Origin of the sequence: Marinobacter metalliresistant, from assembly GCF_038098645.1 — a bacterium.
GTDB lineage: Bacteria > Pseudomonadota > Gammaproteobacteria > Pseudomonadales > Oleiphilaceae > Marinobacter > Marinobacter metalliresistant.
Genome location: NZ_CP101118.1, coordinates 1,040,129 through 1,065,266, shown reverse-complemented (window position 1 = coordinate 1,065,266; position 25,138 = coordinate 1,040,129). Strand labels below are relative to the sequence as shown.

The 25,138-nt window shown below is 57.7% G+C and carries 25 protein-coding genes; 19 read left to right on the top strand and 6 right to left on the bottom strand.

Annotation, left to right across the window (positions count from 1 at the left end):
* Positions 1–37: 37 nt before the first annotated feature.
* The 3 genes from NLK58_RS04930 to NLK58_RS04920 all read right to left on the bottom strand — a co-directional run bounded on the left by NLK58_RS04930 (position 38) and on the right by NLK58_RS04920 (position 1,428).
* Positions 38–328 carry a PilZ domain-containing protein gene (locus tag NLK58_RS04930; RefSeq protein WP_117617526.1) on the bottom strand — a complete coding sequence of 97 codons (291 nt, stop codon included), beginning with the start codon at positions 326–328 and terminating at the stop codon, positions 38–40.
* A gap of 4 nt (positions 329–332) precedes the next feature.
* Entirely contained in the window at positions 333–1,004 is a 672-nt protein-coding gene (locus NLK58_RS04925; protein ID WP_117617525.1) for a TIGR04211 family SH3 domain-containing protein, read from the bottom strand.
* A gap of 124 nt (positions 1,005–1,128) precedes the next feature.
* On the bottom strand, positions 1,129–1,428 hold the full coding sequence (locus NLK58_RS04920) for a YciI family protein (protein ID WP_117617524.1): 300 nt from the start codon (positions 1,426–1,428) through the stop codon (positions 1,129–1,131).
* Positions 1,429–1,558: 130 nt separating this feature from the next.
* On the opposite strand from NLK58_RS04920, the gene NLK58_RS04915 reads away from it, so the two are divergent.
* Positions 1,559–2,437: a PHP domain-containing protein gene (locus NLK58_RS04915; RefSeq protein WP_341582181.1), complete on the top strand. Its 879-nt coding sequence runs from the start codon at positions 1,559–1,561 to the stop codon at positions 2,435–2,437.
* Here the strand turns inward: NLK58_RS04915 and NLK58_RS04910 are convergent.
* On the bottom strand, positions 2,434–2,976 hold the full coding sequence (locus NLK58_RS04910) for a YecA family protein (RefSeq protein ID WP_117617522.1): 543 nt from the start codon (positions 2,974–2,976) through the stop codon (positions 2,434–2,436). The two genes, NLK58_RS04915 and NLK58_RS04910, sit on opposite strands and share 4 nt — an antisense overlap.
* A 3-nt stretch (positions 2,977–2,979) precedes the next feature.
* On the bottom strand, positions 2,980–6,075 hold the full coding sequence (gene rne, locus NLK58_RS04905) for a ribonuclease E (protein ID WP_341582180.1): 3,096 nt from the start codon (positions 6,073–6,075) through the stop codon (positions 2,980–2,982).
* A 661-nt stretch (positions 6,076–6,736) separates the two neighbouring features.
* Between rne and rluC the strand changes: the two genes are divergently transcribed.
* Genes rluC through NLK58_RS04890 form a run of 3 tightly spaced genes read left to right on the top strand, consistent with a single transcriptional unit; the run spans position 6,737 to position 9,468 of the window.
* The gene (gene rluC / locus NLK58_RS04900) at positions 6,737–7,732 is read left to right on the top strand and encodes a 23S rRNA pseudouridine(955/2504/2580) synthase RluC (protein WP_376788080.1); all 996 of its coding nucleotides are present in this window, start codon (positions 6,737–6,739) and stop codon (positions 7,730–7,732) included.
* Positions 7,729–8,376, top strand: a complete 648-nt coding sequence (locus NLK58_RS04895; protein WP_117617519.1) for an HAD family hydrolase — start codon at positions 7,729–7,731, stop codon at positions 8,374–8,376. The genes rluC and NLK58_RS04895 overlap by 4 nt, the downstream gene beginning before the upstream one ends.
* Before the next feature lie 48 nt (positions 8,377–8,424).
* Positions 8,425–9,468 (top strand): S49 family peptidase, encoded by a 1,044-nt coding sequence (locus tag NLK58_RS04890; RefSeq protein WP_341582178.1) that lies wholly within the window; start codon positions 8,425–8,427, stop codon positions 9,466–9,468.
* Here NLK58_RS04890 and NLK58_RS04885 read toward each other — a convergent pair.
* Positions 9,465–10,082 carry a Maf family protein gene (locus tag NLK58_RS04885; RefSeq protein WP_341582177.1) on the bottom strand — a complete coding sequence of 206 codons (618 nt, stop codon included), beginning with the start codon at positions 10,080–10,082 and terminating at the stop codon, positions 9,465–9,467. The genes NLK58_RS04890 and NLK58_RS04885 overlap by 4 nt on opposite strands.
* A 139-nt stretch (positions 10,083–10,221) precedes the next feature.
* Between NLK58_RS04885 and NLK58_RS04880 the strand changes: the two genes are divergently transcribed.
* The 15 genes from NLK58_RS04880 (at position 10,222) to NLK58_RS04810 (ending at position 25,044) form a co-directional block, all read left to right on the top strand.
* Positions 10,222–10,776, top strand: coding sequence for a YceD family protein (locus NLK58_RS04880; protein ID WP_117617516.1), 555 nt, complete (start codon positions 10,222–10,224; stop codon positions 10,774–10,776).
* Positions 10,777–10,877: 101 nt separating this feature from the next.
* Positions 10,878–11,057: a 50S ribosomal protein L32 gene (rpmF, locus tag NLK58_RS04875; protein WP_117617515.1), complete on the top strand. Its 180-nt coding sequence runs from the start codon at positions 10,878–10,880 to the stop codon at positions 11,055–11,057.
* Positions 11,058–11,100: 43 nt separating this feature from the next.
* On the top strand, positions 11,101–12,102 hold the full coding sequence (plsX, locus tag NLK58_RS04870) for a phosphate acyltransferase PlsX (protein ID WP_376788069.1): 1,002 nt from the start codon (positions 11,101–11,103) through the stop codon (positions 12,100–12,102).
* Positions 12,103–12,214: 112 nt separating this feature from the next.
* On the top strand, positions 12,215–13,153 hold the full coding sequence (gene fabD, locus NLK58_RS04865) for an ACP S-malonyltransferase (RefSeq protein WP_117617513.1): 939 nt from the start codon (positions 12,215–12,217) through the stop codon (positions 13,151–13,153).
* Between the two features lie 18 nt (positions 13,154–13,171).
* Positions 13,172–13,915 carry a 3-oxoacyl-ACP reductase FabG gene (gene fabG / locus NLK58_RS04860; protein WP_117617512.1) on the top strand — a complete coding sequence of 248 codons (744 nt, stop codon included), beginning with the start codon at positions 13,172–13,174 and terminating at the stop codon, positions 13,913–13,915.
* Positions 13,916–14,049: 134 nt separating this feature from the next.
* Positions 14,050–14,283, top strand: a complete 234-nt coding sequence (gene acpP / locus NLK58_RS04855; protein ID WP_012136033.1) for an acyl carrier protein — start codon at positions 14,050–14,052, stop codon at positions 14,281–14,283.
* A 130-nt stretch (positions 14,284–14,413) separates the two neighbouring features.
* Positions 14,414–15,661 (top strand): beta-ketoacyl-ACP synthase II, encoded by a 1,248-nt coding sequence (gene fabF / locus NLK58_RS04850; RefSeq protein ID WP_117617511.1) that lies wholly within the window; start codon positions 14,414–14,416, stop codon positions 15,659–15,661.
* 2 nt (positions 15,662–15,663) lie between these two features.
* Complete coding sequence (locus NLK58_RS04845) at positions 15,664–16,488, top strand: aminotransferase class IV (protein WP_117617510.1); 825 nt, start codon at positions 15,664–15,666, stop codon at positions 16,486–16,488.
* A 5-nt stretch (positions 16,489–16,493) separates the two neighbouring features.
* The gene (gene mltG, locus NLK58_RS04840) at positions 16,494–17,564 is read left to right on the top strand and encodes an endolytic transglycosylase MltG (protein WP_117617509.1); all 1,071 of its coding nucleotides are present in this window, start codon (positions 16,494–16,496) and stop codon (positions 17,562–17,564) included.
* A complete protein-coding gene (gene tmk / locus NLK58_RS04835) occupies positions 17,561–18,202 on the top strand; it encodes a dTMP kinase (RefSeq protein WP_117617508.1) in 642 nt (213 codons plus the stop codon). The genes mltG and tmk overlap by 4 nt, the downstream gene beginning before the upstream one ends.
* A gap of 101 nt (positions 18,203–18,303) precedes the next feature.
* Positions 18,304–19,083 carry an AraC family transcriptional regulator gene (locus NLK58_RS04830; protein ID WP_117617507.1) on the top strand — a complete coding sequence of 260 codons (780 nt, stop codon included), beginning with the start codon at positions 18,304–18,306 and terminating at the stop codon, positions 19,081–19,083.
* A gap of 304 nt (positions 19,084–19,387) precedes the next feature.
* Entirely contained in the window at positions 19,388–20,878 is a 1,491-nt protein-coding gene (putP, locus tag NLK58_RS04825) for a sodium/proline symporter PutP (RefSeq protein ID WP_117617506.1), read from the top strand.
* 250 nt (positions 20,879–21,128) lie between these two features.
* Complete coding sequence (locus tag NLK58_RS04820; protein WP_227539442.1) at positions 21,129–22,136, top strand: TAXI family TRAP transporter solute-binding subunit; 1,008 nt, start codon at positions 21,129–21,131, stop codon at positions 22,134–22,136.
* A gap of 2 nt (positions 22,137–22,138) precedes the next feature.
* On the top strand, positions 22,139–24,301 hold the full coding sequence (locus NLK58_RS04815; RefSeq protein ID WP_117617504.1) for a TRAP transporter permease: 2,163 nt from the start codon (positions 22,139–22,141) through the stop codon (positions 24,299–24,301).
* A complete protein-coding gene (locus NLK58_RS04810) occupies positions 24,298–25,044 on the top strand; it encodes a sulfite exporter TauE/SafE family protein (protein ID WP_341582176.1) in 747 nt (248 codons plus the stop codon). Before NLK58_RS04815 ends, NLK58_RS04810 begins: the two co-directional genes overlap by 4 nt.
* The last annotated feature ends 94 nt before the right edge of the window (positions 25,045–25,138 follow it).

The window sequence follows — 25,138 nt, the reverse complement described above, 5'->3', positions numbered from 1 at the left end:
GAACAAGAAACGGTGGCTGCTGGCCGCCGTTTCTTGTTCAGCGAGTCACTTCGCTGATGTTCGTTCCGAGCAGGTAGCCTTCACCCTCCGGTTCACACCGAATGACTTCGCACACGGTTTCCAGTGGAGGAAACTGATCGCTTGTGGGGTGGAGGACCGTTTGCAGTTCTTCGCCAACGGCTACCTCGCGCTCGACATAGAGCTGCATGCCGGCTGCACTCAGGTCGCGGCAGACGCCGGTGAACCTGTTACCCTGGCTGTCGGTAATTTCGATTTCAGAGTTCACCTGCATACGGTGAAAGTCGCGCTTTTCCGAGTAATCCTTCATGGCATCAGGCCCAGTTGTCAGTTTTTCTTGTTGGTTTGAGCATCGGAATAATCAGTGCCAGCAACACACCGCCGAGGACCAGGCCGGCACCGAGTAGCATGAAGTCATACTCCTTGCTGGCTTCGAGGCGTTCGTTTTCCGCGGTAAGGATCTCAAGGTCGTTGCGGATCTTCTGGTTTTCCTCGAGGAGTTCGCGGTTGCGGCGCGACAGATTGATAGAGTCGGATGCGATACTCTTGATGCGCTGAAGTTCTTCCTGGAGTTCCTGGGAGCGATTCGAAAGCGACGATTCAGAGTTTTCAAGAGCGTCCCGTTCGTTGGTTACCTGGGTCAGTTGCTCTTTTACCCGGGCGAGCTCCGCACGGGTATTTTCCAGCTGTTGGTTGGCTGTCCGGAGACGGTCGGCGGCGATGGGTGTTTCGCTCAGATATTGGCTGGAGACCCAGCCCTCCGTACCCTTGGGGGTGCGAACCAGGGTGTAAGCCGAATCGGAGGCATCGAGCACTTCCAGGGGCGTCCCACTGGGCACGGCATTCTCGATAATCCGGTACTGGGTACCTGCGCCAGACCTCACCGGAAGGTACAGCTGATCGTCCACCCAGACCGTTTTCGCCTGGGCAACGGCAATTGACGACACTGCAAACAACACACTGATGGCGAGGCGAAAAAGCGTCACTGGTTACGTTCCCTGAAATTCTCTGGATGAAGTCCGCGCATGATTAAAAGCGCAATTTTGTCACAGATGCCCTGCTGTGCAAGCGAGCCATCATTACAATAAACTCATGCTGCAACGGAAGCGATCACGGTAATACAGCCTTGAACGGCTTCACGGTAACCTTCTCGTATACGCCGGCCTCAATGTAGGGGTCAGAATCTGCCCATGCCTGTGCTGCCTCCAGTGAGTCGAACTCCGCAATCACCAGGCTGCCGGTAAAGCCAGCCTCACCCGGTTCCGGTGTGTCCAGGGCGGGGTGCGGGCCGGCAACAAGCAATCTGCCCTCGGCTTTCAGTGCCTGCAGGCGCTCAGTGTGAGCGGGTCGCGCCGTCTGGCGCAGTGGCAGGCTGTTTTCGACATCTTCACTGATAATGGCGTAATACATTCAGCTCTCCGGATTGAAGTTCCTAACGTTACTGGCTGGCAAATAATCAGCAGTCGTGCGGCGCCAGGGATGGCTGGTACAATGTCCCACCGTGGCATATCGCCCGTTACCCTCTGATTCAGGATGTTTCGTGACTATACCGCAAGACCCGGTTTTGTGCATCGACCTGCATTGCCACAGTACCGCCTCGGATGGCGCGCTATCGCCGTCGGCGCTGCTTGAGCGTGCGGCCGAGCGGGGTGTCAGCCACCTTGCATTGACGGATCATGACACGATTGGCGGGTTCGCCGAAGCCTGGGATGCGGCCGGAAAGCATGGTGTCACCCTGATTCCCGGGGTGGAACTGTCCTGCCTCTGGAAAAGCCGTACCATTCATGTTGTTGGGCTGGATTTCGATCCGGACAATGCCGGATTCCAGAGCGCCCTGGCGCAGCAAAACGAGAATCGCTGGGCCCGGGCAAGGATGATTGCCGAACGGCTGAGCAAGCTTGGCATCGATGATCTGCTGGAACAGGCAACCGCTGCTGCAGGCGGCGATGTCCCGGGCCGTCCGCATTTTGCCGCAGTCCTGACTGGCGAGAGTGTCGTGCGTAACTCCGCGCAGGCGTTCAAGCGTTACCTCGGCAACGGCAAGGCCGGTGACGTAAAAGCCTACTGGCCGGAACTGCCGGAGGTGGTTCGCTGGATTAATGAGGCGGGCGGAATTGCCGTTCTTGCCCATCCACGGAAATACCAGCTCACTGCTACCAAACTCCGGGAGCTGACAGCCGATTTCCGGAGAGCGGAAGGGCAGGCGATTGAAGTTTCCACCTCGGGGCAGTCCAGCGGGGATCTGGGATTTCTGGCGGAGCTGTGCCGAAGGGAAGGGTTGTTGGCATCTCAGGGCAGTGATTTTCACTTTCCCGGAGCACCCTGGTGTGAGCTTGGTCGCATCACGAAAATGCCAGACGGGCTTGAGCCGGTCTGGCATTCATTCAGGCAGCCAATTCTGAGTCCTGCGCCGGTTTAATCCGGCGCGTGAAACAGGAGATACAGATCGGTCAGTGAATCGGGAATGGCATCGGCCATTTGCCGGGACAGTTTGTCGCTGTTGCGAACCTTTTGAAAATCCTCGTCATCGAACAATCCTGACAGCGTAAGCATGGGCACCATCAGGTCGGCGGTTTCCTCTTCGCTGGCAGCGTCCAGCCACTGTTCTTCGTGCTCCAGGAAGGTATCCACGAACCCGGCACACCAATTCTCCAACGCGTTCATGGGGTCGCCGTCTTCCGGTTCCGGTAATTCCAGAGCCTGGCCCATATCCAACGCGTGGGCCATGCCTCCGGCCAACTGCTCGGCACAGCGCCTGAATACCTCAGGAACCCCGCCATCGGGCGCCTCATCGATACCCGTGGCGAGGCGGAAGATTTCTTCCGCCCCCAGTTCAGCCGGGCCAACGACGCTGGCGCAGACAACCCCGTGGAAGCCGAAGAAATCCAGGGCGTCATCGCCCCAGGGTTCGGCAAAGAGAATGTCTTCCAGCGCCTCTATGTCGGAGTTCGATAGCATCAGTTAGTTACTCCCGGCCTTTTTGGCCTCTTCCGCAGCCTTCTGGCGCTTGCGGACCTCTCGGGGGTCATTGTAGGCACGTCCTGGTGTAACAGGAATATTGGCTGCCGGTGTTTCGGGAGATTCGTCCGTTTTCGCGGCCTCAGCCGCAGGCTTCTCAGTCTTTTCAGGCTGCGCATCTGCGGCCAGAGACGGCTTCGGTTCGGGCTGCTCTTTCGGCGCCGCCTTTTTCGGAGCGGTGGACTGCGGTGCCGGCTCTTCAGCCGCTTGCGGCTTTTCGGCAGGGGCCGGCGCTTCAGAGCTGCCGGCCGGTTGCCCGGAAGCGGTCTCAGGCGCTTTTTCGGCCTTGGCCGGTTGCTTTGGTTCAGCTTCTGCCTTCTTTTCCGCTTCGACTTTCGGTGCCTGATCAGCGCTTTCGGCTGCGGGTTCGTTCTCCGGAGCAGAGGGCTTTTTATCGGCCGCGGAGCGCTTTTTCCCAGCCGCTGATGGCTTTCGATCCGCAGCTGAAGGCTTGGCGCTCTTGTCTTCTGCCTTTTGAGGGGGCTCCGCGCTTTTGCCGGACTCAGCAGCGTCGCCGGTCTTCCCGGTCGGCTGGTCAGCGGCTTTCGGTGCTTCTTTCGGCTGCTCTGGAGCCTGGCTGTCAGAAGACGCTTCTGAAGCAGCAGGCTGGTCGGCCTGGCCCTGTTTCGGATCTTGCTTCGGCGCGTCCTTCTGAATCGGCGTGGCTGCCTTGTTTTCAGGTTTTTCAGAAGCCTTTTCACGGCTATCCCGTGGCTGCCCGGCTTTCACCGCAGGCTTGTCGCCTTCGGAACTAACCTCCGGCTGGGTATCCTTTTGGTGCTTTTCGCTTCGGACAGCCTTGCGATCCGCTGGTGTGGAGGCCGGGTTTTCCGCCGGAGAGCCATCGCGATTACGCTGACGGCGGGGCTTGCGACGCTTTTCGTCAGATGCGGTTTTTTCGCCACCGGCTGGCTTGGCAGCGCTTTCCTGTGGGCCGTTGTCCTTCTGGTCCCGACTATCTTTCGGGTCTCGCTGAGGCTTGTTGCGCCCACGGCCCTGGCTGTCCCGGCGGTTATCCCGGCGGTTGTCAGTGCCCTTGCCGTCGCTTTTGTTGTCGCCTTTGGTGTCGCTGTCCTTGGTCTCGGGGCTCTGGCGATTCTGGTTTCCGCGGTTCGGGTCATCGTTGCGATTGCGGTTGCGACCGCGGTTATCCTCGCCACGGCCTTGCGGGCCGCCCTGACGACGTTCGTTGCCGCTGCGGTTGCCGCCGGAACGCTGGTCGTCACCACGGGCTACGCGGGATTTGCGACGATCCTGGCGGCCCTGATTGCGGTGTTCCTCACGCTGGCTTCTGCTCTTTTCGCTGGTCTCGGTCTGCTGTTCTTCTTCTCCGCTGAAGAAGCAGGCAATCTTGCGGCCAAGGCGGCGGAACAGGCCTTCTTCCTGATCGACGGCTTCGGCAGCCTTTGGTGCCGGAGTGGGCGCGGGTGCACTGGGGCGAACCGCCCGTACGGCTGCCTGTTCACGAACCGGTTTTTCCGCGGCCGGAGCTTCGAAGATTTCCTCTTCACGCTCGCTGTATTCCTGGGCCACCTGGTGGCTGGAGATATGCTCGGGCGTTGTTTCATCGTCGCGCATCCGGACGATTTCGAAGTGCGGTGTTTCCATATGTGGCACGGGAACCACGACGACGCTCACTTCCTGGCGCGCCTCGATATCTGCCAGCTGCTTGCGCTTTTCGTTCAAAAGGAAAGTGGCAACGGACACGGGAACGACAGCCCGCACTTCGCCGGTCTTGTCTTTCGAGGACTCTTCGTAGATCAGGCGCATGATGCTCAGGGCGAGGGATTCAATGCCTCGGATGGTGCCCTGGCCTTCGCAACGAGGACAAACCTCACTGCGTGTTTCCCCGAGGGAGGGGCGCAGACGCTGACGGGACATCTCAAGCAGGCCAAATCGCGAGATCTTGCCAACCTGAACCCGGGCCCGGTCAATTTCCAGGGCCTCACGCATCTTCTGTTCAACTTCCCGCTGGTGCTTGGCTGGGGTCATATCGATGAAATCGATGACAATCAGGCCGCCCATGTCACGCAGGCGCAGCTGGCGGGCGATTTCCTCGGCCGCTTCCAGGTTGGTCTGGAGGGCGGTTTCCTCGATGTCGTGGCCCTTGGTGGCACGGGAGGAGTTGATGTCGATGGAAACCAGTGCTTCGGTTGGATCGATAACAATTGAACCGCCGGAAGGCAACTTCACTTCCCGCTGGAACGCGGTCTCGATCTGGCCTTCGATCTGATAACGGCTGAACAGGGGGATTTCGTCCTTGTAAAGCTTTATCTTGTTCTCGAACGTTGGCATTACCGCGCGGACAAAATTCAGTACGTCCTCATGTACGCCATCGGAATCGATCAGAACCTCGCCAATATCCTGGCGAAGGTAGTCACGTACGGCACGGATAATAACGTTGCTTTCCTGGTGAATCAGGAACGGCGCCTTGCGTTCGCCGGCGGCCTGGGAGATGGCTTCCCAGAACTGAACCAGGTAATCCAGATCCCACTGCAGTTCTTCGGTGGTCCGGCCAATGCCAGCGGTACGAACAATGATGCCCATGGATTTCGGTATCTGGACATTGTTCATGGCATCTTTGAGCTGGGCCCGCTCGTCGCCCTCAATGCGGCGGGAAATACCACCGGCACGAGGGTTGTTGGGCATGAGTACCAGATAGCGGCCGGCCAGGGAAATAAAGGTCGTCAGGGCAGCGCCCTTGTTACCACGTTCTTCCTTGTCCACCTGGACGATGACTTCCTGGCCTTCAGAGACCACATCCTTGATGTTGATCTTGCCCTCAATCTGACCCGGGGATTTCTTGAAGTACTCCTTGGAGATTTCCTTCAGGGGCAGAAAGCCGTGGCGATCGGCACCGAAATCAACGAACGCAGCTTCGAGACTGGGCTCAACGCGGGTAATGCGACCCTTATATACGTTGGCTTTCTTCTGCTCGCGGGAGCTGGATTCGATGTCGAGATCAAACAGACGCTGGCCGTCAACCAGAGCTACGCGCAACTCTTCAGGGTGAGTTGCATTGATAAGCATTCTTTTCATGGAAAGAAAGAGTTCCTGTCGTTTAGTTTGACAGAAAACCGGAGGGGATCGCATCAGCGAAGCAGGATGTGCGTACCGCGGGCCCTGTTACGTCAAGGGCGGACCGGCGGCCAGACGAATCAGACCCTTCGGGGGTTTGATCCTTTCGGTCTGAGACCAACGCCGACGATCCGGCTGCCTGTAGGCAGGGAGAGGTCGTGTAAGGTTCGTGTCTGTTGACGCATGTTATCCGTTTTCAGGTTCACTCAGGTGCCTGGGTCTCACGTCGTATTCGTAAGCTGGACGGCCCGGCCCTGCGTGGCAGTGATTCTTCGCGATGTCGCCCGCGGTTTTCTGCGCGGTTTTTTCTTCTCCCGGGGACAGGGTTCAGTCTTTCCAAGATCTGGCCTGGTACTCCGGGAGCATTTACTTCGCCGTTCCCGGTAGTGATTGGGTGCACGGCGTTCAAACTCTCGAATAGTGTCGGTATACTTCTGCCGCTCCGGCTTCTGACTTGAGTTGATCAGGCCGTAGACAAACGGCAGAGCACGCCGGAATATAACAGTATTCAGGTTGTCGTTCAATCCTGCATTCATGTCACCACCATAGGAATTCCATGTCCCGCAAGCCCGCGAACAAGAAGCCAGCCAGAGTCAGGCCCGACAAGGCGGCACCATCGCCCATGGGAAGGGGTGGTGGGGCGGTGGCACACCGCGGCGACGTTCGCCAGGGGGTGCGGTGGGTCACTGTGGGTGAGGACAATGAAGGTCAGAGGGTGGATAATTTTCTTTTGGCGCAGCTGCGCGGCGTGCCGAAAAGTATTATCTACCGCGTGGTCAGAAAGGGCGAGGTTCGGGTCAACAAGGGTCGGGTGAGGCCAGACACCCGGCTGAAAACCGGTGACCAGGTGCGGATTCCTCCCGTAATTCGCAAGGAAAAGCCGGAGCAGGTCGCGCCCGGCTCCCGGGTGCAGGGGGTCATTGAGGCCGCGGTCATTTTCGAGAATGAACAGATGCTGGTGGTCAACAAACCCTCCGGCATTGCCGTTCATGGCGGCAGTGGCCTGAGTTTCGGTCTGATTGAAGTCTTGCGTTCGGCCCGGCCATCGGCAAAGTTTCTGGAGCTTGTGCACCGGCTGGATCGTGACACGTCCGGCCTGGTTATGGTGGCCAAGAAGCGCTCAGCACTGCGCTATCTGCAGGACGAACTTCGCCAGAAACGGGTAAGAAAGCACTACCACGCGTTGGTGGCCGGTGACTGGCAGGCCAGTGTTGACCGGGTTGATGTCCCCCTTCTGCGTTACGAGATGCCCAATGGCGAGCGTCGGGTGAAGGTTGACGAATCGGGGAAAGCGTCATTGACTACCTTCCGCTGCCTTTATCGTTATCAGGGCTACAGCCTGGTGGAGGCCTCACCCATAACCGGGCGAACACACCAGATCAGGGTTCACAGTGCCTGGGCGGGTCATCCGATTGCAGGTGACGACAAGTATATGGATGATGTCAGCCTGAAAGCGTTCAGGGCGATCGGTGGGCAGCGCCTGATGCTTCATGCCAGGGCTCTCGAATTTACCTTGCCCGTGTCGGGGGAGGCCGTGCGCCTTGAGGCCCCGTACGACGATGCATTCAGCGAGGCGCTGGAAAAACTTGGGGCACGCATTAAAGGAACAGGTCAATGAACGTCAGAGTGGTTATTTTTGACTGGGACGGGACGCTGGTGGATTCGGTCGAGCACATCGCCGACAGCCTGCATCAGGCGGCGACCGATCTGGGTTACCCGGCCCTGGAGCGTGAGGCCTACCGGGATATAATCGGTCTTGGTATGGTCGAAGCGCTGGAGAAACTTTATCCGGGCATCAGTTGTGACGAGATGAATAGTATCCGGGAGGGCTATGCGGGTTACTTCTTCAGCAAGACCACCACGCCCCAGAATGTGTTTGAGGGTATGGCGGATGTGGTGGCTGACCTTCGCGGTTCTGGTCGCAGCTGTTCCGTCGCCACCGGCAAGAGCCGTCGGGGGCTCGATTCGGCCCTCGTTTCCAGCGGGCTTGGCAGTTATTTCGAGATAACCCGGTGCGCGGATGAGACCCGCTCAAAGCCGGATCCTGCAATGCTCGAGCAGATTCTGAATTTCTACGGAATTGAGCCGGCCGAAGCGGTAATGGTCGGCGACACCCGCTACGATCTCGAAATGGCCCGGCGTATCGGAATGCCTTCCATCGGTGTCGAGTGGGGCGTACACAAGCGTGATGTTCTGGGTGACTATTCGCCCCATGCCATTGTTGATACCGTGCCCGGCCTGCGCCGGGTACTTGGGCTCTGAGCGAGCCGGATTAGCCAATTTAATCGATGTTGCTGGCAGGATGAATGAATGAGTGACTGGGATTCCGATAAGTCCCCTGATTGGGGAGATGAGCCAGTGGAGCCTGAAAAGGACAGTAAGCCGTTGTTTGGCCGCAAGTCGCCAAAATTGCCGCCGGAGTCCGGCCGGGACTGGAAACTCATTGAAAAACTGGTGATGTCGCTCCAGGCCGAGCAGCGTAGAAGCCGCCGGTGGGGGATTTTTTTCAAGCTCCTTACCTTCGGTTATCTGATTGCGTTGCTTTTCATGCTGAAGGCTCCGTTCGGAGACACTTTGAGCAGTGTCTCTGGTAAGCATACCGCCCTGGTTGAGATTAACGGCCCGATAGCGGCGGATGAGCTGGCGAGCGCCGATAATATTGTCGGTTCGCTTCGTTCTGCTTTTGAGGAGCCAAACTCGGTGGCGGTGATTCTTCGAATCAACAGCCCCGGCGGAAGCCCGGTTCAGTCGGGGTACGTATACGATGAAATAAAGCGGCTGCGTGAAGAATATCCGGAAAAGAAAGTGTACGCCGTGATTTCCGACATCGGCGCTTCCGGGGCTTATTATATCGCCTCGGCCGCCGATGAGATTTACGCCAATCGTGCCAGCCTTGTGGGGTCCATTGGCGTTGTTGCCGGTGGCTTCGGCTTTACCGGTGTGATGGAAAAGATTGGGGTTGATCGACGCCTGTACACAGCGGGTGAGAATAAGGCCTTCCTTGATCCTTTTTCGCCAGAGCAGGAAGAAGAAGTGATGTTCTGGCAGAGTGTGCTCGAAAACACCCATCAACAGTTCATTGAGGCGGTAAAGCAGGGTCGGGGTGATCGGCTGGCCGATGATGAGCGTCTGTTCAGCGGTCTGGTCTGGAGCGGCGACCAGGCGGTCGAGCTCGGCCTGGTGGATGGGCTGGGCAGCGCTTCGCACGTCGCCCGGCAGATTATCGGCCAGGAAGAGCTGGTGGATTACAGTCGTCGCAAATCGCCGCTCCAGGACATTGTTGACCAGCTTGGCGTTGCCTTCGGGACGGGCTTTGCCAGTCAGCTGATGGAGTCCCGTCTGGAGCTTCGTTAAACCCGGGGCGCATCAGGCCGGTTTTCCAGCAGCGGATTCCGGCCCCAGCGTCGCAGCATGTCGTTCAGGGCAATCAGTGGTAGTCCTACGAGACTGTTCGGGTCCCGGCCTTCCAGTGCTTCAAAAAGAGTGATGCCAAGGCCTTCCATCTTGAAGCTGCCAGCGCAGTCATAGGGTTGTTCCCGTCGCAGATAGGCTTCAATTTCCGCGTCGGTCAGCTGTCGGAAGTGAACGGTGTAAGGTTCGCAGTGATGCTCCAGTTTTCCAGAATCCGTGTCCAGCAGTGCAAGACCAGTGAGGAACAGGACCCTGTGGCCGCTGCTCTGGCGTAACTGGTACCTGGCTTGTGTGTGATTTCCGGGTTTGTTCAGTATGGAGCCATCCGGCAGGCAGGCTACCTGGTCAGATCCAATAATCCAGTGGCCGGGAAATCGCTCTGTCAGGGCCCTGGCCTTGGTCTCCGCCAGGCGGGTTGCCAGCGCCTCCCCGGTTTCGCCATGAACTGGTGTTTCGTCAATATCAGGGCTGGCGCAACTGAAGGGCAGGCCGAGCCGTTCCAGAAGCACCTTGCGGTAAGGTGACGACGAGGCCAGCAGCAGGGGGTTTTGCCTCATGTGTATTGTCCTTGGGGTAGCGGGGAGGAAGAACTGGAGTGCGCTTATCGTAAATTACACTTACCTGCACGGGAACCCCTGCCCAAAAAGCAACGAAGTCTTTGACACTAGAGGGCTGCGCCCCTAAAATTGCGCGCCTATGTCAAAAGCGCCAAACGCCGAGTTACCCAAATCTGTTGATCCTTACCGGTTGGCGGAACAAAACAGCACTCTGGAGGGAATCATTCCCCTCAGCGGGCTTGGCCGTTTCCGGGAAGCTGTTCTGGGGTTTTCAGAGAATGCTGCGTGTCGGGTGAAGTTGTCCTTTTATATGGACAGTGAGCGTCGTCGTGTTGTCTCGGGTGAGCTGGAGGCTCCGGTGGAGCTGGAGTGTCAGCGCTGCATGGGTTCCATGGGCGCGACACTGGTTTCCCGGTTCAGCCTGGGGTTGGTAACCAGTGATGAACAGGCGAAACAGCTGCCGAACGAGCTTGAGCCTTACCTGACCGATGATTTCAGTGCAGATCTTTGGTCAATGGCAGAAGACGAGCTGTTGCTGGTACTGCCACCGTTCCCGCTTCATGATCGGAATGAGTGTCCGGCCCGGGAAGATCTGGAGGCTTACGAGCCTGAGGGCTCCGCGGCACCGCCAGTGAGAAAGTCGGGCGAGAACCCGTTCAGCGTGCTGGCGGATCTCAAGAAGACAAAGCATTAACCGGGCGCGGGTTTCCTGAGGGGAAGCCGGCGCCCATCAAACGAACACACGTTACTTTCCGAGTAATACAAAGTTTACGTTAACAGGTCAGGAGCATAATCATGGCTGTACAGAAGAATCGCAAAACCCGTTCCAAGCGCGGCATGCGCCGTTCACACGACGCTCTGAGCACTGCCGCTCTGAGCACCGACGCGACCACCGGTGAAGTTCATCGTCGTCACCACGTGTCTCCAGACGGTTTCTATCGTGGTAAGCAGGTAATCGAAGCACGCGACGAGTAATCTCGTTGTCGCTATGCACCGCACGGAATCGGATGGCAGAACGGTGAAGCCGGTCACCATTGCGATTGACGCCATGGGTGGCGACCGCGGAGCCGCGGTTGTGGTTGCTGCGTCGCTACAGGCGGTGCGTGAAAACGAAGCCTTGAGCATCGTTCTGGTCGGAGTCCGGAGCGAGCTTGAGGCTTTGTTGCGTGAGGGGCATGCAAGAATCCGCATTGTTGAGGCGGCAGATGTGGTGCGCATGAATGAGCGCCCGTCCCATGCGCTCCGTCACAAGAAAAACTCATCCATGGCCATTGCCCTGAGTCTGGTCCGTGACGACGAAGCTCAGGGCTGTGTCAGTGCCGGGAACACCGGCGCCCTGATGGCGTTTGGCCGTACCATCATTCGCATGTATCCGGGCATAGAGCGACCGGCTATCGCCAAGCTGATTCCCTCTCTCCGCGGGCGTTGTCACGTCCTTGATCTTGGTGCCAATGTCGATTCAACCGCCGAAAATCTCTATCAGTATGCCCTGATGGGCTCCCTGATGGCCTCGGCTATCTGCCAGCAGGCGGAACCCCGGGTGGCCTTGCTGAATGTCGGGGAAGAAGAGATCAAGGGCAATGAGCAGGTCCGTCTGGCCTCTCACATGCTGGCCCAGTGCGACACTGTCAATTACATCGGTTACGTGGAGGGGAGCGATCTGTTCCGGGATGTGGCCGATGTGGTTGTGTGTGACGGGTTTGTCGGGAATATCGCCCTGAAAACCGGTGAAGGCGTTGCCGGACTCCTGATTGAGTTGATGGAGCAGGCTTTCACCCGGAATCTCTACGGCAGGCTGGTTGGTCTGCTGGCCAGGCCGATTATTGGCCGGCTGCTTCGGTTGATGGACCCCTCCCGTCACAATGGCGCCAGCCTGCTCGGGTTGCAGGGCGTGGTTATCAAGAGCCATGGCAACGCCAACGAGCGAGCCATGCTGTCAGCCATTCGTCAGGCTGTCAGGGAAGTTGAACTGGAAGTGCCCCGCCGGATCAATGAGCGCCTCGACGACCTCATGCTTTGAGCGCCTGAGACTAAAGTCTGTCCCGATCTGGCCACACATTCGCGGATAATTGGCCTACCTTGTACTATTGGCTAATCTCCCGTAACCCTTTAATGACGATAAGATCCCGCTTATGAAATCAGCCTTTATTTTTCCCGGACAAGGGTCACAATCCGTTGGTATGCTTTCGGCGGCCGCTGAAACCTGGCCCATTATCAACAGAACCTTTGCTGAAGCTTCCAATGTATTGGGCTACGATCTCTGGCAGCTGTGCCAGAAGGGCCCGGCCGAGGAGCTTAACAGAACCATGGTCACCCAGCCTGCACTGCTGACAGCCAGTGTCGCCCTGTGGCGCCAGTGGTTTGTTGCAGGCGGCAGCAAGCCGGACTTCCTCGCTGGCCACAGCCTGGGCGAGTACAGTGCCCTGGTTGCCTCCGAGAGCCTTGACTTCATTGAAGCGGTAAGGCTGGTTCGCCTTCGTGGAGAGCTCATGCAGGATGCGGTGCCGGCAGGGGAAGGCAAAATGGCGGCTATCCTGGGTCTTGAGGATGATGATGTCGTCGCTGCCTGTGAAAGCGCTGCTCAGGGCGAGGTTGTCTCCGCCGTGAACTTCAACGCCCCCGGGCAGGTGGTAATAGCCGGTTCGGCGGCTGCCGTCGAACGGGCCATTGAAGCCTGCAAGGAAAAAGGCGCGCGCAAGGCCATGCCTTTGCCGGTCAGCGTTCCGTCCCATTGCGCCCTGATGAAAGGCGCGTCGGAAGAGCTGGCAAAAGCCCTGGATGATGTGCGCTTTAATGATGCTGTCATCCCGGTTATACAAAATGTTAACGCCGCGGCCGAGACGGAATCCGCTACACTGAAGGCCAATCTTCTGAAGCAGCTCTATTCGCCGGTCCGGTGGACGGATTCCGTTCGTACCCTCGTGAGTAACGGTGTGGAAGTGGCTGTTGAATGCGGTACCGGTAAGGTCCTGGCCGGACTTGCAAAGCGTATTGACCGGGCACTGGCGGTTCACAGTATCGAAGATCCGGACTCGCTGGCGAAGGCGCTTGACGCGTTCAGCCAGTCCTGAAACGAAAGGGAGTGATTCATGTCTCTGGAAGGTAAGATTGCACTGGTAACCGGTGCGACCCGCGGAATTGGCCAGGCGATTGCCCGTGCATTGGCCGAGCAGGGCGCTGAAGTCATCGGTACGGCCACCAGCGCCGGCGGTGCCGAATCCATCACCAACGATCTGCAGTCTGCCGGGCTCAAGGGCTACGGCATGGTTATGAATGTGGCAGATCCCGCCAGCATCGAGGCGGGTCTGAAGGAGTTGACCGAGAGATCCGGTGCGCCGCTGATTCTCGTCAATAATGCCGGCATTACCCGTGATAACCTGCTGATGCGCCTGAAAGACGAGGACTGGGCGTCGGTTCTGGAAACCAATCTGTCCAGCGTCTATCGCACCAGCAAAGCTGTGCTTCGTGGAATGGCGAAGGCGAGGTGGGGTCGGATTGTCAATATCAGTTCAGTGGTTGCAGGTATGGGTAATCCCGGGCAGGGTAACTACTGCGCCGCCAAAGCCGGGGTGGAAGGCTTTACCCGAAGCCTTGCCAAGGAAATGTCGAACCGGGGCATTACCGCGAATTGCGTGGCGCCGGGATTTATTGACACGGATATGACAAAAAAACTGGACGACAGGCAGCGCGAGGCTATGCTGGAAATCATACCCGCGGGTCGTCTGGGTGAGCCGGAAGAAGTGGCAGCTGTGGTTGCCTTCCTGGCATCAGATGCCGCCGGATACGTGACGGGTGAAACCATCAATGTAAACGGTGGAATGTACATGGGATAAGCTTCGTTCCGGAGCCTGTGCGCAACTCCTTGTCGCACAACATGTTTGACAGAATCCCTGCTTGTTTGCAGGTAGGGTTTAAACTAAACTGGCAGCACTTGAGTTGCTTGGTTGACACACAAAGTGAGGACATTATGAGTACAGTTGAAGAGCGCGTTAAGAAGATCGTTTGTGAACAGTTGGGCGTTAAAGAGTCCGAGGTTCAGAACTCATCTTCTTTTGTAGAGGATCTTGGCGCTGACTCACTGGACACCGTTGAGCTGGTTATGGCCCTGGAAGAGGAATTTGAAACCGAGATTCCTGATGAGGAAGCCGAGAAGCTGGCAAGTGTTCAGGACGCGATCGACTACATCGTCGCGCACACCTGATACTCTGCATTCAAGAAAGCCAGGCAAAAAGCCGTCCTTGTGAAACATCGGGGGACGGCTTTTTTATTGGCTGAAAATCAGGTTCAATCCGGGTTCAGATTTATACGGACAAGATCAGGTGCAAGGGGTTATGAGCAAACGGCGAGTTGTTATCACAGGCGTGGGCATGCTGTCTCCACTGGGAAATGACGTGGAGTCATCCTGGGAAGGTATCCGGGCAGGACGCAGCGGGATCGGAATGATCGACCGTTTTGACGCGTCGGGCTACAACACCCGGATTGGGGGTGCCATCCGTGAGCTGGATATGGAGCCATACCTCTCGACCAAAGACGCCAGAAAGCTTGATGCATTTATTCATTATGGCCTTATTGCCGCCCAGCAGGCGGTGGACGACAGTGGTCTTGAGGCTTTTGAGGCGCTTGACCGGGAAAGAGTGGGGATCGCAATCGGCTCCGGGATCGGTGGTCTCGAATACATCGAGAAAAGCGTTCTGACCATGGACAAGTCCGGCCCTCGCAAAGTCTCGCCTTTTTTTGTGCCGGCCTCCGTGATCAACATGATTTCCGGCAATGCGGCGATCCGTTTCGGCTACCGTGGTCCCAACATCGCAATCGTTACCGCTTGTACCACCGGCACTCACAATATCGGCTATGCTGCCCGCACTATTGCTTACGGGGATGCCGAGGTGATGCTCGCCGGTGGCTCGGAAATGGCAACAACGCGTACCGGGATGGCGGCCTTCTCTGCCGCCCGGGCACTTTCTACTCGCAACGACCAACCCACCAAGGCAAGCCGGCCATGGGACAAAGACCGGGACGGATTTGTGCTGAGTGACGGTGCGGGTGTCGTTGTCCTTGAAGAGCTGGAACACGCGAAGCAACGAGGTGCCACAATTTATGGCGAGGTTGTCGGCTTCGGCATGAGCGACGACGCCCACCACATTACCGCGCCGCCGGAGAATGGCGAAGGAGCGGCCCGGTCCATGGCGAATGCGATCCGGGATGCCGGCCTGAAGCCGGATGAAATCGATTATATCAATGCCCACGGCACGTCAACCCAGGTGGGAGATGTGGCGGAAGTGGCTGCTGTCCGGCGTATATTCGAAGGCCATGCCGACAAACTTGCCATGAGCAGCACGAAATCCATGACCGGGCATCTGCTTGGTGCTGCCGGTGCGGTCGAGGCGATTTTTTCGGTGTTGTCGATCCGCGATGGGGTGCTGCCCCCGACCATCAATCTGGACAATCCCGATGACGGATGCGATCTGGATTTTGTTGCCCACGAAAGCCGTAAAGCGGATGTGCGGGTGGCTTTGTCCAATTCCTTCGGATTCGGTGGTACCAACGGAACCCTGATTTTCCGTCGCTTTGAAGGCTGACCATGGCCGTTTTTCGCCTGTTTTGGGCAGAGGAGGGCGGTCTGCCAGCGGATGACCGGGGACTGGCCTATGGTGATGGCCTGTTCGAAACCATCCGTATGGTCGGGCAAAAAGGTGTTCTTCTTTCCCGGCATCTCGAGCGTATGGTGCGGGATGCCGGCAGGCTTGGTATTCATGTTTCGCGCCGGGAACTTGCGACTGTCTGTACCCGGGCCGGCCAGCGTTTTTCTGAGCGATTCACCGATGATGGCTGGATTCTCAAACTGACCCTGACCCGTGGTGGAGGTGGTCGTGGTTACCGCCCGGACCCAGGCATGGTGCCTAACCTGCTTGTGTCTGCGTCGCCACTGGCTTCCACACCCGATGCTTCTGGTGTTGTGGTCGATTTCTCCAGGGTTCCGCTGACGGTCAACCCTTTGCTTGCCGGCATCAAATCCCTGAATCGGCTTGAGCAGGTAATGGCGGCAGCCGATCTTGGCCAGTCCCTATTTGAAGTCATAATGTCTGACGGCGACGGCAATCTCGTGGAGGGTACCCGGACCAATCTTCTGCTGCGGACGGATAATGCCTGGGTGGCGCCGCCTGCTGCCTGCCTGGCCGTTGCCGGAGTCCTGCGCCAGTGGCTGTTGGAGCGCCTGAGACAAAGGGGGGAGGCGGTGACGGAGCGGCCGTTAACGGTCGAAGACGTACTGGGCCCGGAATGCCAGGGCCTGTTTCTCCTGAACAGCGTTCTCGGTATTGTTCCGGTTCGCACGATTGCCGGTCATGATTTGCCTGTCGATAGCGGACTTGCGACAATCTTCAATCCTCTCGAATTACTGGAATAAATCGTTTGCTCAAGAAGTTATTGCTTGCGAGTGTTTGTGTTGCCGTGCTGGCCTCGGCCGGAACCGGGCTGTGGGTCTGGCAAGGCCTTCAGGGTCTTGAAAAACCAGTGACTCTGGAAGAGCCGGTGCTTTTTAACGTTCCCCAGGGGGCCACCTTCACGGAAGTGGTTCAGAGACTGGAAGCGCAAGGGCTGGTCGGGCAAAGCCTGTGGCTCAGGCTCTATGGTCGCCTGAATCCGGAGCAGGCCCGTATCAAGGCCGGTGATTATGAGTTTCTCAATGGCATGAGTCCGAAAGCCATGGTCAGCCTCATGGTGTCCGGGGATATCAAACATTGGTACGTGCAGTTCATTGAGGGCTGGACGTTTCGGGACATGCGTGAAGCCCTGGCGCGCGCTGAGCGGTTGCAGCGGGTAACGGGCGAGTGGACCGATGAGCGGATCATGTCCGCCGTCGGGGCTGAAGGAGAGCATCCTGAGGGGCGGTTCTTCCCCGACACCTATGCCTTTACCAGTAATGAGACCGATCTGGATATTCTGAAGCGGGCCTTCAGCAAGATGGAGACCGTTCTGGCGGAGGAATGGGAGGCCCGGGAGGAGGGTTTACCCTACGACAGCCCCTATGAAGCCCTGGTCATGGCCTCTATTGTGGAGCGGGAAACCGGTGCACCTGGCGAACGGGATCAGGTGGCCGGAGTGTTTGTCCGCCGTCTGCAAAAGGGAATGCGGCTCCAGACCGATCCGACCGTTATTTACGGCATGGGCGACAGCTACAAGGGCCGGATTGGCCGGAAAGACCTGCTTACCCATACGCCCTATAACACCTACCGGATTGATGGTCTCCCTCCCACGCCGATTGCCTTGCCGGGGCGCGATTCGATTCATGCGGCTCTGCATCCGGATGACGGGGATGCACTCTATTTCGTCGCCCGTGGTGATGGCTCCCACAAGTTTTCCCGCACCCTCGCCGAACACCAGAAGGCCGTGCGGGAGTTTCAGCTCAACCGTCGCCAGGATTACCGGTCTTCTCCGGCACCGGAAGACGGCTTCTCGGGTACTGATGGAGGCGCCGGATGAGTGCTCGGGGAAAGTTCATCACATTTGAAGGCACCGAAGGTGTTGGTAAATCGACACAGCTCGCCAATGCCGCGAGAACCCTGAAGGGCCTTGGTGTAGACTTTATCGTGACCCGGGAACCTGGCGGGACGCCCATGGCAGAGGCCATTCGTGAGCTGTTACTGTCTCCCAGGGATGAGCCGGTGAACGAAACCACGGAGCTTCTCCTGATGTTTGCGGCGAGAGCGCAGCATCTGTACAACCGCATACTGCCGGCTCTGGATCAAGGCAAATGGGTCCTGTGTGACCGCTTCACAGACGCGACATATGCCTATCAGGGCGGTGGAAGAGGCGTGCCGGTTGAACGGATCACCCTTCTGGAAACCCTGGTCCAGGGTGAAATACGGCCTGATCACGTCGTGCTTCTGGATGCCCCGGTTGAAACCGGAATGGCCAGGGCTCGAAAGCGAGGTGAGCTGGACCGTTTTGAACAGGAAGACCTGGAATTCTTCCAGAGAATCCGGGATGCCTATCTGGAGAGGGCCGTGGCGCTACCCTCCAGGTATCATGTGGTTGATGCGGCACTTCCGCTGGAGGTGGTGTCTGAAAGCGTTTCCAGAGTGTTGACAGGGCTGTTCAGGAGCTCCGGGTCGTCCTGAAAGGTGCTGGGATTTGCGAATGCTTTCCCCGGCATTCGTGCACTTTTTGTAATGATCTGCTTTAATTGATGCACATTCTCAATTATAAGCCGGCAGTTTTAATGCTCAATACGAAACTTCTGAAACTTCCAATAGCCGCTCACCAGCACAAACATGAACATCATCAGATTGTTGTCGGGGTGCGGGGAGAAGCTGAACTGAGCGTCGATGGGACCGGGTCCCATCTCGACACATGGAAGGCCTGTTTCGTTCCAACTGAAGCCAGACACGACTATTGTGGTGATGACAAAAATCATGTTCTCGTCATTAACCTTGACCCGCTGACCCCGGCCATCAATACACCGGCTCATGCCGACTATGAACGGATGATGCGGGTGTTTGAAAAGCCACGGACCCTGCAGATGGATAGTCGTCTACAGGGGCTGGTCCAGTTTGCTGCCGGCGAGTTTGATCGTGCACCGGACAACATCACCCTTCAGCAGCATCTGGCTGCAAGTATTCTTTACTGTATGGCTGACCGGATCAGTGACCGGCATGCCAAATTCCCGAATCGTTACAGCATCAGCCCTGAAGCCGTTCGACGTTATATCCTCAAAAACCTCCATCGCAAGATTACGGTTGAAGACATGGCCGGCGAAGCCTGTCTGAGCGTCAGCCGGTTCCACGAGGTTTTCAGGGAAGTGGCTGGCATTACACCTCACCGGTTTCTGTTACTCACCCGCCTTGATCAGGCAGCTGAACTGCTTGTGTCCACCTCTCTCTCGGTGTCCGAAATCAGTTATCGAACCGGTTTTTCTTCCCAGAGCGCACTGACTAATGCGTTGCGAAAGTATAAGGGTACAACACCGTCCCGGTTGCAATTCCGTGAAAACGTGGCCTGATATGGTCCGTGTTTAGAGTGGTACCGTAGGATTCTGTAAAAGAATCGTAGGATTTTGCAAGCCTGAGATCCGTAGTAATACTAACTTATAGCAGCTGGAGGCCCGTCTGGCGCAATTGCTCAAGGCAGCTGTCGCAATCCCTGGATGGTTGGCTATATTCAAGGAGTGCTTTTGCAGTGTATCGCCTTGCTTCAATCAGAATGGGATTCGGGTATACAAGAAGAATAGTACAGCATGCTGGCGTTGGATCGGCTCTGTGCTTCGCGAGCGGATCTAATCCGACTCATTAAACCGGAGGAGCCTTATGGCTATTGGTGTTTGGATCAGTCTATTTGCATATTTTGCGCTCATGATTGCCATCGGCATTTTTGCAATGCGCAGATCTACTTCTTCGTCTGAAGATTATATGCTGGGCGGGCGAGCTCTCAGTCCTAAAGTGGCGGCCCTTTCAGCGGGCGCTTCGGATATGAGCGGATGGTTGCTTCTGGGGCTGCCGGGGGCGTTGTATGTTTCCGGTCTGGCCTCAGCCTGGATCGGTATTGGCCTGTTTGTGGGTGCCTTTTTTAACTGGGTGTTCGTTGCGCCCCGGCTCCGGGAACAGACGGTGCATTACGGTAACGCCATTACCATCCCGTCCTTCCTGGCGAACCGGTTCCCGACCCAGGCATTGTCGTTGAGAACGGTGTCAGCAGTTGTCATCGTTATTTTCTTCGCGGTCTATACGGCGTCCGGCCTCGTTGCGGGCGGCAAGCTGTTTGAAAGCGCGTTTTCCGGAATTTTCAATTTCGGTGGTCTGAGCGATTACGCGGTGGGTATCGTGATCACCCTGGGCGTCGTGCTGGCCTATACGGTTGTGGGTGGTTTCCTTGCGGTGAGCATGACGGACTTTGTTCAGGGCTGCATCATGATGCTGGCGCTGGTGATCATGCCAGCCGTTGTGCTCTTTGGTGAAGGCGGCGGTGGCTACGCCCAGGCGTCCCAGACCCTGAATGAAGTCGATCCCACGCTGTTGTCCTGGACCGAAGGGCTTACCTTTGTCGGTTGGCTTTCAGCCGTAACCTGGGGGCTTGGCTATTTCGGTCAGCCGCACATTATTGTGCGCTTCATGGCCATCCGCACGTTAAAAGAGGTCCCGATTGCCCGCAACATCGGCATGAGCTGGATGGGGATTTCACTCTTCGGTGCCATCTCTCTGGGCGTGTTCGGCCGCGCATACGCCGTGCGCAACGGCCTGGATGTTGCGGATCCGGAAACCATCTTTATCATCCTGTCTGACCTGCTTTTCCATCCGCTGATCACGGGTTTCCTCTATGCGGCTCTTCTGGCTGCGGTCATGAGCACCATCTCCAGTCAGCTTCTGGTATCGTCTTCTTCACTGACCGAGGACTTCTACCGTCTGTTCCTGCGTAAAGAAGCAACAGATAAGGAGTGCGTGGGCGTAGGCCGGATTTGTGTGGTGCTGGTGGGTCTGGTTGCAGCCGTTATCGCCTCCGATCCGAACTCTCAGGTTCTGGCGCTGGTCGCGAACGCCTGGGCAGGCTTTGGCGCCGCATTTGGTCCGCTGATTATCCTGTCGCTGATGTGGCCGCGTGCCAACGGCGCTGGTGCCATCGCAGGCATGGTTGCCGGTGCGGCCACCGTCATAATCTGGATTTCACTGGGCTGGAACGGAGAGTTCATGGGTGGTCCTGGCGTGTACGAGATCATTCCGGGCTTCATTGCTTCCTGGATTGCCATCATGGTTGTGAGCCTTGCCACTTCCGACGCTGGTGAGTATCAGCACATCACCCGTTGAGGCAAGGGGCGCGTGAGCGCCGGAAGAAGGAACGGGGCTCCGGGAGGAGCTCTGTTACGACTGACAAGCCCTCCGCCCCCGGCGGAGGGGTGTTGCATTTGGTGCTTCGTATTTTTTAGCGGAGCAGGTTGCGACTCATACCAAGGTCTAGAGTTGGCCTCATGAACTGGTAGATCCCCCTCCAAGCCGCTACCTTAATAGGGTTGCATCTCAGTTGCGGACTAAAATAATGACGAAAGGACGAAGGGTTATGAACAAAAACCAATTTCTGACATCCACCGTGGGCGTGCTGGCGGCCGCCCTCTTTTCTTTTTCTTCCGGGGTGCAGGCGGAAGGGAACTACGTGATGGGCACCGCGACAACCGGGGGCACCTATTACCCCGTGGGCGTTGCCCTTTCCACTCTGATCAAGGTAAAGCTGGAGCCCAAGACCAATATTTCCGTTTCTGCCATCAGCTCTGCCGGTTCCGGCGAGAATCTCAAGCTGATGGACGAGGATCAGATTCAGTTTGGTATTCTCCAGGGACTTTACGGCGCATACGCCTGGAACGGCACCGGGCCGGTTCCCAAGGCCTATAAGAACCTGCGTTCGGTGTCCATGCTCTGGCAAAACGTTGAACACTTTGTGGTGTCCAGGGAATTGGCGGAAACCGGCACCATTGCCGATATGACCAACCTTTACGGCGAAAGCTTTTCCATCGGCGCCCGGAATTCCGGCACCGAAGGCTCCGGGCGCTTTATCCTGGGCAAGGTCGGCATTGACCTTGAAAAGATTGATCTGGCTTATCTCGGCTATGGGCCCAGTGCAGACGCACTTCAGAACGGCAACATCGATGGCATGAACATCCCGGCCGGCGTTCCCGCGTCCGCCGTTACCCGGGCCTATGCCAACATGGGCGACGACATTACCACCCTGAACTTCACCGAAGAGCAGCTCGCCAGTGTGAACAGTGATTTCGAGCTGTGGACACCCTATACCATCCCGGTGGGCACCTACCCCAATCAGGACGAGGTGATCGAAACGATTGCCCAGCCCAACATCCTCGCCGTGCGGGCGGACGTTACCGAAGAGGATGTTTACCAGATCACGAAAACCATTTACGCCAACCTGCCGTTCCTGAATAACATCCACCCCGCCACCAAGGCGATGGCGCTGGAAAAAGCCATTGCCGGGCTGCCCATGCCGCTGCATCCGGGCGCTGTCCGGTTTTATCAGGAGCAGGGGCTGACCATTCCTGATCGGCTGATTGCTGAGTAATCGTGGCTGAACGGGAAACAGGCGAACCTCCGGTGGAGGTTCGCGACGAAAGCGCCAGCGAAGCGGCTGAACGACTGGGTCACTGGCTGATCGGGCCGGTGATTTTCTGGCTTGCCATCGGTGCCGCGCTGATTCACCTGTACTTCAACACCCTGTCCACGTTGTCGACCTTGTGGACGTCGGCGTTGCATTTCGGCATTTTTGGTCTGATCTGCGCCCTGACGACCCCCATGCTGAAGACCCGCTCGGTCACCGGTCAGCGTGTGGTATTTGGCGTGGATGTGGTGCTTGGTCTGGGGGCATTGGCCTCTGCCTTCTACCTGATCCTCTTTGAAGATGACCTATACCAGCGCGGCGTCAACTTCAATACAGCGGACTGGATCGTCTCTATTGCCGCGGTGATCCTGATTCTGGAGTTCGCCCGCCGGACCGTCGGCTGGTTTATTCCGCTCCTGTGTATTGTCGCCCTGTCCTATGTGGCCTGGTGGGGCCAGTATGTTGACGGTATCTTCAACTTCCCCGGCCTTTCATGGGAAACGGTACTATTCCGTTCCTACCTTGGGGGCCAGGGTATGCTGGGCTCGATCGCCCGGATTTCCTGGACCTACGTGTTCATGTTTATCCTGTTCGGTGCCTTTCTGGTTAAGTCCGGCGCCGGCGACTTTATTATCGAGCTGGCCCGCTGCGCCGCCGGCCGGTTTGTTGGCGGTCCGGGTTTCGTGGCGGTCTTCGCATCGGGCCTGATGGGGTCGGTATCCGGCTCCAGCGTAGCCAATACGGTGTCTACCGGCGTGATTACCATACCGCTGATGCGCAAGGCAGGCTTCCCGGCCCGTTTTGCCGCCGGGGTTGAGGCGGCGGCATCCACCGGCGGCCAGTTGATGCCGCCGGTGATGGGCGCAGGGGCGTTTATCATGGCGTCCTACACCCAGGTGTCCTACCTCACCATCATTGGTGTGGCGGCGTTACCCGCCTTGCTGTACTTCCTCTCGGTGGCCATGTTCGTCCGGATTGAGGCCAAACGCAGCCACGCGGTCGAGCTGGAAGACGATCAGGCGCCCACCCTTAAGGACGTGATGAAAGACGGCTGGCATTTTCTGCTGCCACTGGTGGTACTGGTTGCAGCGCTTATTTACGGATTTACCCCCACTTACGCCGCAGGCATCGCCATTCTCTCAGTGATCGTGGCTTCCTGGCTTTCCAGGCACCCGATGGGATTCCGGGATATCCTGGACGCATTGGCCATGGGGGCGCGAAATGTAACCACCACGGCCATTCTGCTGATCGCCGTTGGTTTGATCGTGATGGTGGTCTCCACCACCGGTATCGGTAATACCTTTTCCCTGATGATTACCGACTGGGCCGGTGGCAGCCTGGTCATTACCATTGTGCTGGTGGCCCTGGCATCACTGATTCTGGGTATGGGCTTGCCGGTGACAGCGGCCTACATTGTCCTTGCGACTCTGTCGGCACCCGCAATCTATAACCTGATTGCCCAGGGCCAGTTGCTGGAGTTGCTGATGAACGGTAACCTGCCGGAACAGGCGAAAGCCATCTTCATGCTGGCAGCCCCTGACAAAACGGCTTTGCTCAACGCTCCCATGGACCTTGCCACGGCCCAGCAGCTTCTTGCGATGGTGCCCGACACCTTCAGCACCCAGTTGCTTGAGCAGGCACTGTCTCCGGCGACCCTGTCGATGGTGTTGGTGGCCGCGCACATGATCATTTTCTGGTTGTCCCAGGATTCCAATGTGACACCGCCGGTGTGCCTGACCGCTTTCGCGGCGGCGGCCATTGCCGGCACCCCGCAGATGCGTACCGGATTTACCGCGTGGAAACTGGCCAAGGGTCTTTATATTGTTCCGCTGCTGTTTGCCTATTCGCCGCTGATCACGGGTGATTTCACTGAAATGATCCGGGTGTTTCTCTTTGCCCTGTTTGGCATTTACGCCATTATCGCCGGACTCGAGGGCTATCTGGAGCACAAGCTCCATCCGGTTGTCCGACTGTTGATGTTTCCCATCGGCGCGCTCATGCTCTGGCCTCATGGTCAGATCCTCCTGGACGGAGCCGGCGTCGTGATTTTCATCGCGGTTCTGGTCTGGAGCAGCCGTCGCGGCAGAGCTTCTCCGGCATTGGCTCGGGCCGGCCGGGCTGATTCATGACGGTAATCGATGTCCTGGCACTGCTTGCCATCGGTGGTCTGGCCGGGTTCATCAATGTGTTGTCCGCTGGTGGGTCCATGCTGACCCTGCCACTGCTCATGTTTCTCGGGTTGCCACCGCAGGTGGCAAACGGTACCAACCGGGTCGCCATTACCCTTCAGAGCATCACGGCGGTAGGTGGCTTCCACCGGATGGGGCATGGCAACCTGATGGTCAGTCTTCATCTCGCGGTGCCGGCGGTCCTGGGCTCACTGCTGGGAGCCTGGGTGGCCACCTGGGTCGCCGACGCGGTTTTCGAGTTCGTGCTTGTAGTCGCCATGATCGGCGCGTCTGTCTTCATGCTGTTGCCCCAACCAAAGCTGGACACCCGCCCGCTGACACCGGACCGGCTGGGCCCGGTGATCTATCTGGCCATGTTTCTGATCGGCGTCTATGGCGGCTTCATCCAGGTAGGTGTCGGCGCGCTGTTCCTGGTGGTCCTGTACCGCATGCTGCGGATTGATCTGCGCCAGGTGAACGTCTTCAAGGTTTCCATAATCTTGCTGTATACCTTGCCGGCCCTGGTGATTTTTGCGATCAGTGATCAAGTGCGCTGGGGCATGGGGCTGACGCTGGCCCTTGGCAATATTACCGGTGCGTTCATTGCGGTGCGGGTCAATCTGAGCGAGAAGGGCGCCCAGTGGGTTAAGTGGATCACCCTGGTGATGGTGGCGGCTATTCTGGTCCGGCTTATCGTGTATTAGTCCGCAACCCGGCCCGGACTCCAGCCGGTGTGCGCCCTCATCATAAAAAAACGCCAGCCTCCAGGCTGGCGTTTTTTTGTGGAGCTGAACCGAG